The 15,333-nt window shown below is 69.5% G+C and carries 15 protein-coding genes; 12 read left to right on the top strand and 3 right to left on the bottom strand.

What is annotated here, in order from left to right; translation table 11 throughout:
* Positions 1-104 precede the first annotated feature (104 nt).
* The 8 genes from GGQ96_RS18335 (at position 105) to GGQ96_RS18300 (ending at position 7,048) form a co-directional block, all read left to right on the top strand.
* Positions 105-473: a BlaI/MecI/CopY family transcriptional regulator gene (locus GGQ96_RS18335; RefSeq protein WP_184116823.1), complete on the top strand. Its 369-nt coding sequence runs from the start codon at positions 105-107 to the stop codon at positions 471-473.
* Positions 470-2,128: a M56 family metallopeptidase gene (locus GGQ96_RS18330; RefSeq protein ID WP_184116822.1), complete on the top strand. Its 1,659-nt coding sequence runs from the start codon at positions 470-472 to the stop codon at positions 2,126-2,128. Before GGQ96_RS18335 ends, GGQ96_RS18330 begins: the two co-directional genes overlap by 4 nt.
* 93 nt (positions 2,129-2,221) lie before the next feature.
* Positions 2,222-3,079 (top strand): MBL fold metallo-hydrolase, encoded by an 858-nt coding sequence (locus GGQ96_RS18325; RefSeq protein WP_184116821.1) that lies wholly within the window; start codon positions 2,222-2,224, stop codon positions 3,077-3,079.
* A complete protein-coding gene (locus tag GGQ96_RS18320) occupies positions 3,061-3,810 on the top strand; it encodes a DUF4230 domain-containing protein (RefSeq protein WP_184116820.1) in 750 nt (249 codons plus the stop codon). The genes GGQ96_RS18325 and GGQ96_RS18320 overlap by 19 nt, the downstream gene beginning before the upstream one ends.
* A gap of 67 nt (positions 3,811-3,877) precedes the next feature.
* Positions 3,878-4,900: a quinolinate synthase NadA gene (nadA, locus tag GGQ96_RS18315; RefSeq protein ID WP_184116819.1), complete on the top strand. Its 1,023-nt coding sequence runs from the start codon at positions 3,878-3,880 to the stop codon at positions 4,898-4,900.
* Entirely contained in the window at positions 4,900-5,739 is an 840-nt protein-coding gene (gene nadC / locus GGQ96_RS18310) for a carboxylating nicotinate-nucleotide diphosphorylase (RefSeq protein ID WP_184116818.1), read from the top strand. Before nadA ends, nadC begins: the two co-directional genes overlap by 1 nt.
* A 170-nt stretch (positions 5,740-5,909) precedes the next feature.
* Positions 5,910-6,332, top strand: a complete 423-nt coding sequence (locus GGQ96_RS18305) for a hypothetical protein (RefSeq protein WP_184116817.1) — start codon at positions 5,910-5,912, stop codon at positions 6,330-6,332.
* Positions 6,329-7,048 carry a ribonuclease T2 family protein gene (locus GGQ96_RS18300; RefSeq protein WP_343059121.1) on the top strand — a complete coding sequence of 240 codons (720 nt, stop codon included), beginning with the start codon at positions 6,329-6,331 and terminating at the stop codon, positions 7,046-7,048. The genes GGQ96_RS18305 and GGQ96_RS18300 overlap by 4 nt, the downstream gene beginning before the upstream one ends.
* Positions 7,049-7,099: 51 nt before the next feature.
* Here GGQ96_RS18300 and astD read toward each other — a convergent pair whose 3' ends face one another.
* A complete protein-coding gene (gene astD / locus GGQ96_RS18295) occupies positions 7,100-8,509 on the bottom strand; it encodes a succinylglutamate-semialdehyde dehydrogenase (RefSeq protein WP_184116816.1) in 1,410 nt (469 codons plus the stop codon).
* Positions 8,510-8,778: 269 nt separating this feature from the next.
* On the bottom strand, positions 8,779-10,137 hold the full coding sequence (locus tag GGQ96_RS18290) for a protein adenylyltransferase SelO family protein (protein ID WP_184116815.1): 1,359 nt from the start codon (positions 10,135-10,137) through the stop codon (positions 8,779-8,781).
* 36 nt (positions 10,138-10,173) lie between these two features.
* On the opposite strand from GGQ96_RS18290, the gene GGQ96_RS18285 reads away from it, so the two are divergent.
* Positions 10,174-11,037, top strand: a complete 864-nt coding sequence (locus GGQ96_RS18285) for an alpha/beta fold hydrolase (RefSeq protein WP_184116814.1) — start codon at positions 10,174-10,176, stop codon at positions 11,035-11,037.
* Positions 11,038-11,072: 35 nt separating this feature from the next.
* The gene (locus GGQ96_RS18280) at positions 11,073-12,182 is read left to right on the top strand and encodes a glycoside hydrolase family 130 protein (protein ID WP_184116813.1); all 1,110 of its coding nucleotides are present in this window, start codon (positions 11,073-11,075) and stop codon (positions 12,180-12,182) included.
* Positions 12,183-12,200: 18 nt separating this feature from the next.
* Here the strand turns inward: GGQ96_RS18280 and GGQ96_RS18275 are convergent, their stop codons facing one another.
* Positions 12,201-12,446: a hypothetical protein gene (locus tag GGQ96_RS18275; RefSeq protein ID WP_184116812.1), complete on the bottom strand. Its 246-nt coding sequence runs from the start codon at positions 12,444-12,446 to the stop codon at positions 12,201-12,203.
* 237 nt (positions 12,447-12,683) lie between these two features.
* On the opposite strand from GGQ96_RS18275, the gene GGQ96_RS18270 reads away from it, so the two are divergent.
* Both GGQ96_RS18270 and GGQ96_RS18265 read left to right on the top strand, forming a co-directional pair.
* The gene (locus GGQ96_RS18270; protein ID WP_184116811.1) at positions 12,684-13,820 is read left to right on the top strand and encodes a glycosyltransferase family 4 protein; all 1,137 of its coding nucleotides are present in this window, start codon (positions 12,684-12,686) and stop codon (positions 13,818-13,820) included.
* Positions 13,821-13,924: 104 nt separating this feature from the next.
* The gene (locus GGQ96_RS18265) at positions 13,925-15,328 is read left to right on the top strand and encodes a nitronate monooxygenase (RefSeq protein WP_184116810.1); all 1,404 of its coding nucleotides are present in this window, start codon (positions 13,925-13,927) and stop codon (positions 15,326-15,328) included.
* Positions 15,329-15,333: the final 5 nt, after the last annotated feature.

The following is a 15,333-nucleotide window of genomic DNA, read 5'->3' as shown; positions in this document are numbered from 1 at the left end:
TGCGTCGCCAAGGTTGCATCAGCGTTACCCCGACCTCCCCATGCGGGGGTTGACTACAGTCGTAATCGATGTGACTACAGGTGTAATCACAAAGGAGGCGAGTCGTGGCCGAACGGATCAGCGATGCGGAACATGCCGTGATGGAGGTGCTATGGGACGAGGCACCGCTGACGGCGCAGGATGTCGCGGAACGGGTCGATCCCGCGCGCGGCTGGAGCGCCAACACGGTCAAGACCTTGCTCGGCCGGCTGCTCGCCAAAGCGGCGATCGCGCATGAGGAGGATGGCCGCCGCTATCTGTATCGGCCGCTGGTCCGGCGCGACGACTATGTGACGGGCGAGTCGCGGCGGCTGATCGACCGCCTGTTCGGCGGCCGGCTGACGCCGCTGGTCGCGCACCTGGCGGAACGCGACGAACTGACGCAGCACGACATCGCCGAGATCGAGGCGCTGCTGAAGGATCTGAAGGCATGACCGGCGCGGCATTCGCCGCCTGGGGGGCGGAGGCGCTGCTCGCCTCGGCGCTGCTGATGGCGCTGGTATTGCTGGTGCGCGGGCCGGTGCGGCGCGTGTTCGGGCCGCAGATCGCCTATGGCCTGTGGGCCTTGCCCGCGATGCGCCTGGTGCTGCCGCCGATGCCCGCATCGTGGCGCGAGCAGGCGGCGATGCCGATCTCGCGCGCCGGCGACGCGGTGACGGTGTTGATCCTGCCCGGCACGGCGCCAGTGGCCGCGGCCCCCGCGATGGCGGCGGCCGCGCCGGTCGCGGCGACGGGGTTCGACGGAAGCGGGATCGACTGGCTGGCGATCGGCGCGGGGCTGTGGCTGGCGGGGGCGCTCGCCTTTTTCGTTCATCATTGCCTGTCGCACCGGCGCTTCTGCCGGCGGTTGCTGCGCGATGCGCGGCTGCTCGACCGGATCGACGGCGTGGCGGTGGTCGAGAGCCGTCATGCCGCCGGGCCGCTCGCCTTTGGGATCAAGCGCCGCTTCGTCGCCTTTCCGCGCGACTTCGACGAGCGCTACGACGCGGACGAGCGGTCGCTGGCGCTGGCGCACGAGCTTGGGCATCACCAGCGCGGCGATCTGGCCGCCAACTGGGCGGCGCTGGCGGTGCTGGCGCTCCACTGGTTCAACCCGCTGGCGTGGCGCGCCTTCCACGCCTTCCGCGCCGACCAGGAATTGGCCAACGACGCCCGCGTCCTGGCCGGCCGCAGCCGCGCCGACCGCCACATCTATGCCTGCGCCATCGTCAAGGCGGCGCATGGCGGCGCGGTCTCGGCCGCCTGCCACCTCCACACCATCACCGATCTGAAAGGGAGACTGAAGATGCTGACGATTGCCAGGCCGTCGCGGACGCGGCTGATGACCGGGGCCGCCGCCGTGCTGGGCGTTGTGACGATGGGGCTGGTCGGCACCGCTTCCGGCACCAGCGCCACCGCCGCCATCGCGGCCCGGATGGGCGAGGCGACCTCCATGCCGTCCATGCCGTCCATGCAGGCGATGCCGCCAATGGTGAAGACGCCCGCCGCTCCCACGGTGCGGACCGGCAAGACCACCCGTGTCGTCGTGGTGAAGGACGGCAAGACCACCACCTATGAAGGCTCGGCTGCGGAGGCGTATCTGGCCGATCATCCCGCGCCCGTGCCGCCGACGCCGCCCCTGCCGCCGCGCGCGCTCCAGGCTCCCGCCGTTCCGGCCGCGCCCGCTGCCCCCGCCGCCTCGGCGATGGGGGTCGCGCCGCCCGCGCCGCCGGTGCCGCCGCGCCCGCCGGCGGGGATGCCGACCGCAGCCGAGATGCGCGCGATGGTGGACATCCGATCGGGCGCCTGCGGCCCGGACACGGGCGCCAAGGCCTATGTCGTCAGCCGCACCACCAACGGTCATCGCGCGACGGTGATCTGCACCGACCGCATCCAGGCGGCGGCGCGGGCCGGGCAATTGACTCAGTCGGACCAGGCCCGGATCCAGCGCGAGTCGATGACGGCGGCGCTGTCCGGCCTGCAGGCGGCCCGCGCCGCCCTCGCCAGCAACGCGTCCATCCCGGCCGAAGGGCAGCGCGAGGCGATGGCCAGCATCGACGAGTCGATGGCCGAACTGCGCCAGCAAATGGCGGAGATCGGCAAGGATTGACCGGGCATCGCACGGCGCGTCACCATGTTCACGGGCGGCGCGCAGGGGCATAGGCCCTTGCGCGTCGCGCCGCGTCGGGCCATTTCGCGAGGGATGGCTGAGCTACCGACCGGGATCCCGATGGCGCTGGAGCCGCTGGTCACGCGACTGCTCGCGCCCAATGCTTCCGCCTATACCCATACGGGCACGCAATCCTATCTGGTCGGCGACGCCGACCTGGCGGTGATCGATCCGGGGCCGGATGATCCCGACCATCTCGCCGCGCTGCTCCGGGCGATCGACGGCCGGCCGGTGCGCGCGATCCTCGTCACGCACCACCACCGCGACCATAGTCCCGCGACCCGGCCGCTGGCCCGCGCGACCGGCGCGCCGATCGTGGGTGCCGCGCCCTTTGCCTCCGATTACGAGGGCGGCCGGTCCGATGCCGCCTTCGACCGCGACTATGCCCCCGACCGGGTGCTGGGAGAGGGCGGGTCGGTGGCGGGGCGGGGCTGGACGCTCACCGCGCTGGCGACGCCAGGCCATACCTCCAACCATCTCTGCTTCGCGCTGCCCGAGACCAGGGCGCTGTTCTCCGGCGATCATGTGATGGGCTGGGCGACCAGCGTCGTCTCGCCGCCCGATGGCGACATGGGCGATTACATGGCCAGCCTGGAGAAGCTGATGGGGCGCGACGACCGCATCTTCTATCCGGGACATGGCGAGGCGGTGGACAACCCGGCGCGGCTGGTGCGCGGGATGCTGGGCCATCGCCGCCAGCGCGAGGGGCAGATATTGCGCCGGCTGGGCGAGGGCGTGTCGGCGGTGCCGGACATGGTGGCGCGCATGTATGCCGGGCTGGACCCCCGCCTGGTGCCGGCGGCGGAGCGATCGGTGCTGGCGCATCTCCACGATCTGAGGAAGCGGGGCCTGGTGGCCGAGGAAGGAGCGCTATGGCGGATGGCGGCGTAGAGGCGGAGCAAACCGCCATCCCGGCGGCGGTCCGCACCGGTAGCAGCATCGGGCCGTTTCTGGCCAAGACGGCGGGCGTGCTGATCCTGCTAGTGCTGGCGGTGCTGATCGCCCTGTGGGGCGTGCAGCGCTATGTCAGCGAGCGGCTGACCCCCGATCCGGTCACGGTCGCCTCCGCCAGCCTGCAGGGCCTGCGCGAGCAGAACCGCCTGTCCGCCTTTGCCGCCCGCTATGTCGCGGTGGTCACCTCCACCCAGTCGCAGCTTGGCTTCCAGACGCAGAAGACGCTGATCATGCCGGGCACCGTCCGCTACGAGGTTGACCTCGCTAAGCTGACTCAGCGCGATGTCGCCTGGAACCCGGAGACGCACACGCTGTCGGTGCGGCTGCCGCCGGTCGAGGTGGACGGGCCGCAGGTCGATCTGAATGCGATCCGCGAATACGGCTCGGGCGGCGTCCTCTCCACCTTCACCAATGCGGAGGCGCAGCTCGACGCCGCCAACCGCCGCGCCGGCCAGGCCGAGTTGCTGCGCCAGGCGCGCGAGCCGACCGCGATCACGCTCGCGCGCGATGCCTCGCGCCGCGCGGTCGAGCGCAGCTTCACCATGCCGTTGCGCGCGGTCGGGGTGGACGCCAAGGTGGTGGTCCGCTTCGCCGACGAGCCGGTGGCGAATGACGAGCGCTGGGACGTGTCGCGCTCGCTCGACGAGGTGCTGGCCAACCGCCGATAAGCCGATCCCGCTTGATCCCGGCGCGTCGGGCCGTCATGGCGGGCGGATCATAACGGGACCGAATGGCATGGATGCTAGGATTGGGATGGGCGGCAGCCTGACGGGCGTGGACCTGCGCGCCGAGATCGACCGGCTGCGCAAGGAGCGCAACGCCGTGATCCTGGCCCATTATTACCAGGAGCCCGCCTTGCAGGACATCGCCGATTTCGTCGGCGACAGCCTGGACCTCAGCCGCAAGGCGCAGGCGACCGACGCCGACGTGATCGCCTTTTGCGGCGTCCGCTTCATGGCGGAGACGGCGAAGATCCTGTCGCCCGACAAGATCGTGGTGCTGCCCGACATGGCCGCCGGCTGCTCGCTGGAGGATAGCTGTCCGCCGGAACAGTTCGCCGCCTTCCGCGCCGCGCACCCCGACCATATCGCGCTGACGTACATCAATTGCTCGGCCGAGGTGAAGGGCCTGTCCGATGTCATCGTCACCTCGTCCTCGGCCGAGGCGATCCTGGCCAAGATCCCGCCGGAGCAGAAGATCATCTTCGGCCCCGATCGCAATCTGGGCGGCTATCTGGCGCGCAAGACCGGCCGCGACCTGCTGCTGTGGCCGGGCGTGTGCATCGTCCATGAGGCGTTCTCGGAAACAGAACTGCTCAAGCTCAAGGCGCAGCATCCCGGCGCGCCGATCGCCGCCCACCCCGAATGCCCGGCAGTGATCCTGGACCATGCCGATTATGTCGGCTCGACGCGCGGCATCCTGGAATATGCGCAGGCGATGCCCGGCGACACGCTGATCGTCGCGACCGAGCCGCACATCATCCACCAGATGGAAAAGGCGATGCCCGCCAAGCGCTTCATCGGCGCGCCGGGGGCGGACGGCAACTGCAACTGCAATATCTGCCCGTACATGGCGCTCAACACGATGGAGAAGCTCTATCTGGCGCTGCGCGACCTGACCCCGCGCATCGAGATCGACGAGGATCTGCGGCTGCGCGCCAAGAAGAGCCTGGATGCGATGCTGGCGATGGCGAGTTCCACGGTCGGGCAGGGCGACCTCGGCCCCGCCAAGCCCGCCGCCGCGGTGACGGGCGACTGATGCTGCCGGAGGGGTTCGACATCCAGGGCTTCGTCGCGGCGACGCTGGCGGAGGATGTGGGTGAGATCGGCGACATCACCAGTCAGGCGGTGATCCCGGCCGAGGCGCGCTTCACCGGCGTGATGGACAGTCGCGAGGCGATCACCGTCGCCGGGCTGGAGATCGCCGAGGCGTTCTTCCGCGCGCTCGACCCGGCGGTGGCGATCGAGCGGCTGGTCGAGGACGGCGCGCGGGTCGCGGCGGGCACCGAGCTGCTGCGCCTGTCCGGCGCGGCGCGCTCGATGCTGACCGCCGAGCGGTCGGCGCTGAACACGGTGCAGCATCTGTCGGGCATCGCGACGCTGACCGCGTCCTATGTCGATGCGATCGCAGGGACCGGCGCGACCCTGCTCGACACGCGCAAGACCATCCCGGGCCTGCGCCGGCTGGAGAAATACGCCACACGGATGGGCGGCGCGCGGAATCATCGGCTGGGCCTGTGGGACGCGGCGATGATCAAGGACAATCATGTCGCGGTCGCGGGCGGCGTCGCGCCGGCGGTGGCGCGCGCGGTGGCGGCGGGGATCGCGCGGATCATCGTCGAGGTCGACCGGCTCGACCAGATCGAACCGGCGCTGACCGCCGGCGCGACGCATCTGCTGCTCGACAATATGGGGCCGGCCATGCTGGCGGAGGCGGTCGCGCTGGTCGGCGGGCGCGTGCCGACCGAGGCGTCGGGCGGCGTCCGGCTCGACACGATCCGGGCGATCGCGGCGAGCGGCGTTACCTATGTCAGCGTGGGGCGGCTGACCCAGTCGGCGCCGGCCGCTGATATCGGGCTGGATTTCGCTTCGGCCTGAGGTCCACATCCCGTCCGCTCCCCGGCCTTGCCGGGGAACGGGAGATGAACGGGAGCCGGGTGTCGCCCCGCGGATCATCCCCAACCCCCAAGCGTTGTGCCAGCGAAACGAACGGTTCTCCGCCGGCGCGATCGGCGATAGAAGCCGGGCATCTGTTCAAGGGGAAACGTGTGCGCCCGAAGTCCGTCATCACGGCCGAGCAATTCTATCTCGGCGGCACCGCGCTGCTGCTCGTCAGCTCGCTGATGGTGTGGCCGCAGCTCGTCCAGGCCTATGGCGCCGGACTGGCGGGCGGGGTGACGGCCTTCACGGTCGGCGCGTTCCTGCTGCTGATCCTGTTCACCACCCGACGCGGCAGCCGCGTCGCACGGGGGCTGCTGATCGTGCTGACCGGGCTGGGGGCGATCTCGCTCCTCTACCAGATCGGCACCGGGCAGGTGGCATTGGGGCCGCTGGGCGTGGTCAATGTCGTGCAGGTGGTGTTGACGGTGATCGGCGCGGTGCTGTTGTTCCGGCCGACCGCGCGGGCGTTCTTCGCGCGGCCGCATCAGAATTGGGAAGAGGATGCCGTGGTGACGGAGACGGACTCGTGATCGTGCGATTGACATGGATGGCGGCCGCCGCGTTGGCGCTCGCCCCGGCGGCGGTTCAGGCGCAGGCCTATAGCTGTGCGATCCCCGGTGCGGTGCCGCGTCCGCATCCCGACCTGCCGAGCGATAGCCAGCCGCGCCGCGTGCTGCCGATCGGGGGCTATACGCTGGCGATCACCTGGGCCCCCCGATACTGCCGCGAGAATGGCAACGAGGCGGGCGCGCGGCTGCAATGCGGCAGCGGCAACCGCTTCGGCTTCACGCTGCACGGGCTGTGGCCGGACGGCATCGGCAAGGACTGGCCGCAATATTGCCGCTCGACCGCCCTCCTGCCGCGCCCGGTGATCCGCGCCCATCTCTGCACCACGCCGTCCGCGCAGTTGATGCAGCACGAATGGGCCAAGCACGGCACCTGCATGGCGGGCGAGACGCCCAAGAGCTATTTCAATCGTTCCGCGGCCTTGTACCGGAAGCTGCGCTATCCGGACATGGAGGCGCTGTCGCGCGCACCCCTGACCGCCGGGCAGTTCGCGCAGGCGATGGCCCGCGCCAATCCGGGGCTCGCCCCCGACATGATGCGGGTGACCGCCGACCGGCAGGGTTGGCTGGACGAGGTATGGCTGTGCCTGGACAAGGGCTTCCGCTACCAGCGGTGCCCGGCGCATCAGGGCGGATTGTCGCCCGACGCCTCGGTCAAGATCTGGCGCGGGCGGCGGTAACGGCCTGTCCCCCTGCCTCCCAGGCAACGGGCTGGAGGTCGACGAGGGGGGTCAGCCGTCCCGCAGGCCCACGCCGATCGCGGCGCGGGCGGAGTCGGCCTCGCTGCTGACCACCGGATAGGCGCAGTAATCCGCGGCGTAGTAAGCGGAGGGTCGGTGGTTGCCCGACCAGCCGATACCACCGAACGGCGCGTTGGAGGCGGCGCCGTTGGTCGGCTTGTTCCAGTTGACGATTCCCGCCCGGATCGTCGCCCAGAACCGGTCGTACAGTGCCGGCGTCTGGCTGATCAGGCTGGCGGACAGGCCGTAGCGGGTGGCGTTGGCCTCGGCGAGCGCGGCGTCGAAATCGTCGGTGCGCACGACTTGCAGGATCGGGCCGAACAACTCGCCATCTGGCCGGTCGGCCATGGCGGTGACGTCGATCAGGCCGGGGACCAGGAAGGGGCGGTCGGGGTCGGGCCGCGCCAGGTGGCGGATCGCGCGGCCGCCGCGCATCACCAGCCCCAAAAAGCTTTCCGACAGATGGTCGGCCGCGTCATTGTCGATCACCGGACCCATGAACGGGGCGGGGTCGTCATGCGGCGCGCCGACGATCAGCCGGCCGACCATCGCGTCGAGCGTGGCGAGGAACGCGTCGGCCAGCCGGTCCTCGACGATCAGCCGACGCGCGGCGGTGCAGCGCTGGCCGGCGCTGGTGAAGGCGGATTGGATCACCAGCACGGCGGCGCTGTGCAGGTCGGGCGTGTCCCACACGACGATCGGGTTGTTGCCTCCCATCTCCAGCGCCAGGATCTTCTCGGGATGCTCGGCGAACTGGCGGTTGAGCGCCAGGCCGGTGCGCGCCGATCCGGTGAAGAGCAGCCCGTCGATGCCGGGATGCGCGGACAGCGCCCGACCCTCGCCCGGCCCGCCGACCAGCAGTCGCACGCATCCCTCCGGCACGCCGGCGGCATGGAGGCATTCGACCAGGAAGCGGCCGGTCGCCGGCGTCTTCTCCGATGGCTTGAACACCACCGCGTTGCCGGCAAGCAAGGCGGGGACGATATGGCCATTGGGCAGGTGCGCGGGGAAGTTATAGGGGCCGAGCACCGCCAGCACGCCATGCGGCTTGTGCCGGATGGCCATTCGGCTGCCCATCTGCCCCTCCATGCGGCGCTGCGAGGTGCGCTCCGCATAGGCGGCGACCGAGATGTCGACCTTGGCGATCACCGAGTCGACCTCGGTCCGCGCCTCCCACAGGGGCTTACCGGTTTCGCGCGCGATCAGGTCGGCGAACGGCTCGTGCCGCTGGCGGACGACATTGGCGAATCGGCGCAGCGTTTCGACCCGGTAGGCCAGCGCCTGGGCGGCCCAGCCGGCCCAGGACGCCCGCGCGGCACCGACCTCCGCATCGGCATCGCCGATCGGCAGGCGGGCCAGTTCGGCGCCCGTGGCAGGTTCATGGCTGACAAGCTCTCCCATGCGCACTCTATGAGACCGCGTCGCAGGAAGGTCCAGCCGGTGCAAAGGGGGGCGACCTTGTGCCGTTTCGGGACGGCGTGCGACCAGGCGGTACCGATGTGCGAAGCGGAACCGAGCCTCTGCGAGTCGGGGGGCGCCGCATGGTCGGGTGAAGAAGCGTGACCGTCGCCGGATCAGACGACCTGCGTCACCGTCGACACTCCTCCGTCAGACATTCGCTCTCCCACCACCCCGGCAACGGGGAGGCAGCACGTCGAGGGCGATCGATCCTAGGCCAGTGCATCGCCCATGGCACGGATCGCGGCGACCTTCGCCTCCAGCCGGGACCAGTCGTCGTCCGCGGCGATCGGAGCCCAGATCGCCTCCACCTCGTCGATCAGCATTGCGCAAGGCGCGCCCGACCAATAGCCATGGGCGCGGTCCTTGCGCGGGGCATAGGGCGCGAGCCGGCTGCGCACCTCGTCCCAGGCGGCGTCATAGCCTTCGGGCAACCGGCCGCCGAACGCGTCGAAGAACAGCCGGTCGATCGGCGCCTGGGTGGATCGCAAGGTCCTCTCCAGCGCGCGGACCAGTGACCGGTCCTCATCCGCCCCACGCGGCCGGACGCCCAGCCGCCACAGCATCGCTTCGACCAGCGCCGGATGGAAATGGCCGGCGAACCCCTCCAGCGCGGCGATCAGCGGGTCGCTCTCGGCGACCAGCCGCAGCGTCGCGGCGAGCTGCGCCACGTCCCAACCGATCGCCTCGGGCTGGCGACCAAAGGCGTAGAGGCCCTGGTGATCGAAATAGGCGGCGGTGAAACCCGGATTCCAAACCGGCGCGAAGCGCCACGGGCCATAGTCGAAACTTTCTCCGGTCACGTTGATATTGTCGGTGTTGAGCACGCCGTGCACGAAGCCCGCCGCCATGTAGCGCGCCGCCAGCACTGCCGTCCGCTCGACGACATTGGCCAGCATCCTGACCGGGTCGCCCGGTTCCTGGCCATGGAGTTGAACCAGGACGTAATCGACCAGCCGGCGCATCGCCGCCTCGTCCTGCAACCAGGCAAGCCGCTGGAAGCTGCCGATGCGGATATGGCCGTGGCTGAGCCGCACCAGCACGCCTGAGCGGGTGGGCGAGGGCTCGTCGCCCCTGTCCAGCGCCTCGCCCGTCTCGATCAGCGACAGGGTGCGCGAGGTGGGCACGTTCAAGGCCTCCAGCATCTCGGTCGCCAGGATTTCGCGCACGCCGCCCTTCAGCGTCAGCCGGCCGTCGCCGAACCGGCTATAGGGTGTCTGCCCCGACCCCTTGGTGCCCAGGTCCATCAGCCGGTCGCGATCGTCGAGCATCTGCGCGAAGGTGAACCCGCGCCCATCGCCGATATCGGGATTGTAGCTGCGGAACTGATGGCCGTGATAGCGCAGCGCCAGCGGCCGGGGCAGCGTGTCGGGCAGCGGCGCGAACCGCCCGAAATGTTGCAGCCAGTCCGCCTCGCTTACATCGGCAAGGCCGATCGTCGCGGCGGCGCGGTCGTTGCGGTAGCGCAGCCGTGTCTGCGGAAAATCCGCCGCCGTGACCGGGTCCCAGAAATCGGGGCCGAGATCGAGCAGGGCGGTGCGCGGGCGATATGGTTGCAGGCTCCGGGGCATGACGCGATATGGGGGGCTCCACGGCGGGGGTGCAACATGGCGGCATATGCAAACATCTTCTGGTGGTCGAATGATGGTATCCGCCTGCATGCGCGCGATTATTCCGGGGACGCGGGCCGCCTGCCGCTGATCTGCCTGCCCGGCCTGACGCGCAACGCCCGCGACTTCGCCGCGCTGGCGGAGGCCATGGCCGGGCGCAGGCGGGTGATCGCGGTCGATTTTCGCGGGCGGGGCGAAAGCGGCTATGCGCGCGACGCGATGAGCTATGTGCCGCTCACCTATGTGCAGGACGTGCTGGCGTTGCTGGCGGACCAGGGGATCGCGCGGTTCGTCGCGGTCGGCACGTCGCTGGGCGGGATCGTGACGATGCTGCTGACCGGCGCGGCCCGCGAGCGGATCGCGGGCGCGGTGCTCAACGATATCGGCCCCGACCTGGAGGCGACAGGGGTGGCGCGCATCCGCGGTTATGTGGGCCGGGGATCGAGCTGCCCCACCTGGCTGCACGCCGCGCGCACGTTGGCGGAGGCGCAAGCCGACATCTACCCGCACTGGGGTCTGGCCGAATGGCTGGCCATGGCCAAGCGGCTGTACCGCGTCACCTCGGCGGGGCGGATCGTGCTCGATTACGACCTGAAGATCGCCGAGCCGTTCCGGGTGCCGGGCGCGGAGAGCGGACCGGACATGTGGCAGGCGCTCGGCGGCCTGCGCGACGTGCCGGTGCTGCTGGTGCGTGGCGAGCGATCCGATCTGCTGGGGGCCGCGACCGCGGCCCGGATGCTGGAGGCGCTGCCCGGTGGCGCGCTGGTGACGGTGCCGGGGGTTGGACATGCGCCGCTGCTGACCGAGCCCGAGGCGCTGGTGGGCATCGAGCGGCTGCTGGCGCGGGTCGACGGGGCGTAGGCGGAACCCGGTCCGCCGCAACGCGTCTCCACGCCATGGCCTATGATCAGATCATCTTCACTCCCCAGGACGTCGATCTTGCCCGCTCGCCGCTGGCGGGGCGGATCGATGCCGAGACCTATGTGCTGGGGGCGTTCAATCCGGGGCTGACCCGGCTGGCGAACGGCAACCTCCTGATGATGGTGCGGGTGGCGGAGGCGTTGCGCCAGCCGATCCGCGACGGTCATGTCCATGCGATCCGCTGGACGGCCGAGGGCTATCGCCTGGACGGCTGGCCGCTGGCCCTGGTCGACACCGCCGATCCGCGCAAGTTCATGATGCGCGGCGGCGGGTGGAAGGTGATGGCGCTGACCAGCCTGTCCTGGCTGCTGCCGGTCGAACTCTCGCCCGACGGGACGGCGGTGGTGGCCGTCCATTACGACCGCGCGATCGCGCCGACCACGGACTATCAATGCTATGGCCTGGAGGACGCGCGGATCAGCCGCGTCGACGGGCGCTATTACATGACCACCTGCTCGGTCAGTCCCGAGCGTCATGCCACCACGCTTTATACCAGCGACGACGCGCGCGACTGGGCGCTGGAGGGCATCGTCCTCGACCATCAGAACAAGGACATGCTGATCTTCGAAGGGAAGGTGGGCGGCAAGTTCTGGGCGCAGACGCGACCGCTGGGCGATCTGTACTTCGCCTATCCGCCCGACAGCGAATGGCGGCCCGGCCCGTCGATCAACCTGGCCAGTTCGCCCGACGCGCTGCACTGGAAACCCTATGACAAGCCAGGCATCCGCCCCCATGCCGCCACGGTCGCGACCGCGCGCATGGGCGGGGGCACGCCGCCGATCCTGACGGAGCGCGGCTGGCTGACCGTATGGCATGGGGTCGAGCCGTCGGGCGTGGTCGGCGTCTACCGGACCTATTGGTCGATCTTGGACCGTGAGGATCCCTCGATCACCGTGGCGACCGACCATGCGCCGCTGCTGGAGCCGGCCCCGGCCTTGACCGAGCCGTTGAAGGAGCTGCTCTATCTCGACAATGTCGTGTTCACGACCGGCATCGCGGAGCAGGAGGAATTTTTCGTCGTGGCGAGCGGCGAAGCCGACCTGGCCTGCCGCATCACGCATGTCCCCCGGTCGACCTTCGCCTGACCGGGGGACGTAACATCCTCAGTTGCTGTCCGAGTTGTCGTCGTCGACCGCAATGATGACGCCGCCCGCGATGATCGCGGCCGCACCGATCAGGCCAATGATCGCACCCGGCGCGGCGAGCTTGCTGCCCTTCTTCGCCGGCGCGGCGGCACGGACCGACTTTGCGACCGACAGGCTCGACGCGCTGTTCGTGGGAGCGGCAAGAACCGGGGTGGCGCTCAGTGCGGCAACGGCGGCTGCCGCGACGATCGACTTGACCTTCATGGTGAATCCCTTTGTTTTCCCGTGACAAGGACAATCCTTGTCATGGTGCAGGGCAACAAAAGCAACATTTTGTCGCAATTTGCAAGCCTTGGCTTTGTCGCGCGGTTTGGTCCGTCCTGGACGTAAGGAAGTTGTGAAGATGTTGTGAACATTCATGCTGTGACATCAGGCGGTGTTAAGGTGGTAAGCGCACCTCGCCTGGTTCAACTCGCGGGCCGCATCGGCTAGGCGTGAGGAATGAGCCCTTCCGTGTCGATCCTCCATCTCCACTCCTCCTTCGATCTCGGCGGCAAGGAGGCCCGCGCGGCCCGGCTGATGCAGGCCTGGGGCGACCACGCCCGGCACGTGATCGTCTCCGCCGATCCGGACGCGCTCGGCGCCCGCGCCCGGATCGCGAGCGGCGTCCGCTACGAGATCGCGCAGAATCCGCCGCCGCTCGCCGGACGCCCCTCGGTCGGCCGCTACGAGGCGATCGCCAGGTTCATGCGCCGGTTCGATCTGGTGCTGACCTATGACTGGGGCGCGATCGACGGGGTGATGGCGCGCCGCGTGTTCGGCAAGGACATGCCGCCGCTCGTCCATCACGAGGACGGGTTCACCGGCGACGAGGCCAAGACCCTGAAAATCGAGCGCAACCTCTATCGCCGCGCGGCGCTATCGGCGGCGCATGCGCTGGCGGTGCCTTCGGAGACACTGGAGGAGATCGCGCTGCGCGCCTGGAAGCAGCCGCCCGCCCGCGTCCACCGCATCGTCACCGGCATCGCCACCCGCGCCTATGGCCAGCCGGCGAAAAAGGGGGCGATCCCCGGCCTGGACCGCAAGCCCGGCGAGGTGGTGATCGGCGCGATGGGCGGCCTGACGCCGGTCAAGAACTTCCCGGCGCTGGTCCGCGCCTGTGGCGGCCTGTCGGGCAAGTTCCGGCTGGTGATCGTGGGCGAGGGGCCGGAGCGGGCCGCGATCGAGCGCGCCGCGCTGGCGATGGGCATCGACGACCGTCTGGTCCTGCCCGGCGCGTTGGAGCGTAGCTACGACGTGCTCGGTGCCTTCGACCTGCTGGCGGTGTCGTCGGAAGCGGAGCAGTTCCCGATCGCGGTGGTCGAGGCGATGGCGGCCGGCCTGCCGGTCGCCAGCCTGCCGCTGGGCGATGTGCGACGAATGGTCGCGGTGGAGAATCATCCGTTCATCGCCGAATTCCCGACCGAGGTGCGCCTGCGCGACGTGATCCAGGCGCTGATGAAGGACGAGGACCTGCGCCGGACGGTGGGAGCCGCGAACCGGCGCAAGGCGTTGGCCGAGTATGACGAGGCGGTGATGATCCATCGCTACAAGGCGCTGTACGAAGCCGTGCTGGGCCGCCCGGGCGCGCTGGGATAGAGCCGAGCCTAGCACCAGGTTAAGCGACGGCGCAGCTTTGCCCTCGCGCCGCCGGAACAAATCGGTATAGGGATGGGCACGATTTCCCGGAAGGTATGTGTCCCGTGTTCAAAGGCCTCTCTCCCATCAACTATAACGGCCGCGAAGTCTGGCCGCTGGTGGAGGGGGGCAAGGGCGTCGCCGCAACCAACCATGCCTCGGCCGGGGCCTGGGCGGCGGCGGGCGGCATCGGCACCGTGTCCGCCGTCAACGCCGACAGCTATGATCCCGACGGCAAGATCGTGCCGCAGATCTACCGCGCGCTGACCCGGCGCGACCGGCACGAGGAACTGATCCAGTACGCGATCGACGGCGCGGTCGAGCAGGTGCGCCGCGCCTTCGACATCGCCGGCGGCAAGGGCGCGATCAACATCAACGTGCTGTGGGAGATGGGCGGCGCGCAGCGCGTGCTGCACGGCGTGCTGGAGCGGACGCGCGGCATGGTCGCGGGCGTCACCTGTGGGGCTGGCATGCCGTACAAGCTGTCGGAGATCGCCGCCTCCTACGAAGTGTCGTACCTGCCGATCGTCTCGTCCGGCCGCGCCTTCCGCGCGCTGTGGAAGCGCGCCTATTCCAAGGCGGCGAACTGGCTGGCGGCGGTGGTGTATGAGGATCCCTGGCTGGCGGGCGGTCATAACGGCCTGTCCAATGCCGAGGACCCGTTGAAGCCGGAGGACCCGTACCCCCGCGTCAAGGCGCTGCGCGACACGATGCGCGAGGGCGGCATCCCGGACAGCACGCCGATCGTGATGGCGGGCGGCGTATGGTACCTGCGCGACTGGAACGACTGGATCGACAATCCCGAACTGGGCGCGATCGCCTTCCAATACGGCACGCGGCCGCTGCTGACCCAGGAAAGCCCGATTCCCGACGACTGGAAGCGCCGGCTGATGACGATCGAGGAGGGCGACGTGCTGCTGCATCGCTTCTCGCCGACCGGCTTCTATTCCTCGGCTGTCCGCAATCCCTTCCTGCGCGCGCTGGAGGCGCGGTCGGAGCGGCAGATCGCCTTCTCGATGCAGGAGGCGGGCGACCATGTGTTCCAGCTCGATGTGGGCGTGAAGGGCAAGAATTTCTGGGTGACGCAGGGCGACCTGCTGCGGGCGCGCGAATGGTTCGGCCATGGATTCACCATGGCGCTGAAGACGCCCGACAATACGCTGGTCTTCGTCACGCCCGACGAGGCCAAGGAGATCCGCAAGGACCAGGCCGACTGCATGGGTTGCCTGTCGCAATGCCTGTTCTCCAGCTGGGCGGATACCGAAACCAACTCGACCGGCCGGCTTGCCGACCCGCGCAGCTTCTGCATCCAGAAGACGCTGCAGGACATCGCGCATGGCGGGGATACCGAGCAGAACCTGATGTTCGCCGGTCATGCCGCCTATAATTTCAAGAAGGACCCCTTCTACTCGAACGGGTTCGTGCCGAGCGTGAAGCAGTTGGTGGATCGCATCCTGACGGGGGACTGACCGCA

This window comes from Sphingomonas abaci, from assembly GCF_014199625.1.
Lineage (GTDB): Bacteria > Pseudomonadota > Alphaproteobacteria > Sphingomonadales > Sphingomonadaceae > Sphingomonas > Sphingomonas abaci.
This window is presented reverse-complemented; position numbering and strand designations above follow the sequence as displayed.

Coding starts and splice junctions, on each gene's coding strand:
- GGQ96_RS18330 (WP_184116822.1), top strand. CDS start 470: ATGACCGGCGCGGCATTCGCCGCCTGGGGGGCGGAGGCGCTGCTCGCC.
- GGQ96_RS18325 (WP_184116821.1), top strand. CDS start 2,222: ATGGCTGAGCTACCGACCGGGATCCCGATGGCGCTGGAGCCGCTGGTC.
- GGQ96_RS18320 (WP_184116820.1), top strand. CDS start 3,061: ATGGCGGATGGCGGCGTAGAGGCGGAGCAAACCGCCATCCCGGCGGCG.
- nadA (WP_184116819.1), top strand. CDS start 3,878: ATGGATGCTAGGATTGGGATGGGCGGCAGCCTGACGGGCGTGGACCTG.
- nadC (WP_184116818.1), top strand. CDS start 4,900: ATGCTGCCGGAGGGGTTCGACATCCAGGGCTTCGTCGCGGCGACGCTG.
- astD (WP_184116816.1), bottom strand. CDS start 8,509: ATGGGAGAGCTTGTCAGCCATGAACCTGCCACGGGCGCCGAACTGGCC.
- GGQ96_RS18290 (WP_184116815.1), bottom strand. CDS start 10,137: ATGCCCCGGAGCCTGCAACCATATCGCCCGCGCACCGCCCTGCTCGAT.
- GGQ96_RS18285 (WP_184116814.1), top strand. CDS start 10,174: ATGGCGGCATATGCAAACATCTTCTGGTGGTCGAATGATGGTATCCGC.
- GGQ96_RS18280 (WP_184116813.1), top strand. CDS start 11,073: ATGGCCTATGATCAGATCATCTTCACTCCCCAGGACGTCGATCTTGCC.
- GGQ96_RS18275 (WP_184116812.1), bottom strand. CDS start 12,446: ATGAAGGTCAAGTCGATCGTCGCGGCAGCCGCCGTTGCCGCACTGAGC.
- GGQ96_RS18270 (WP_184116811.1), top strand. CDS start 12,684: ATGAGCCCTTCCGTGTCGATCCTCCATCTCCACTCCTCCTTCGATCTC.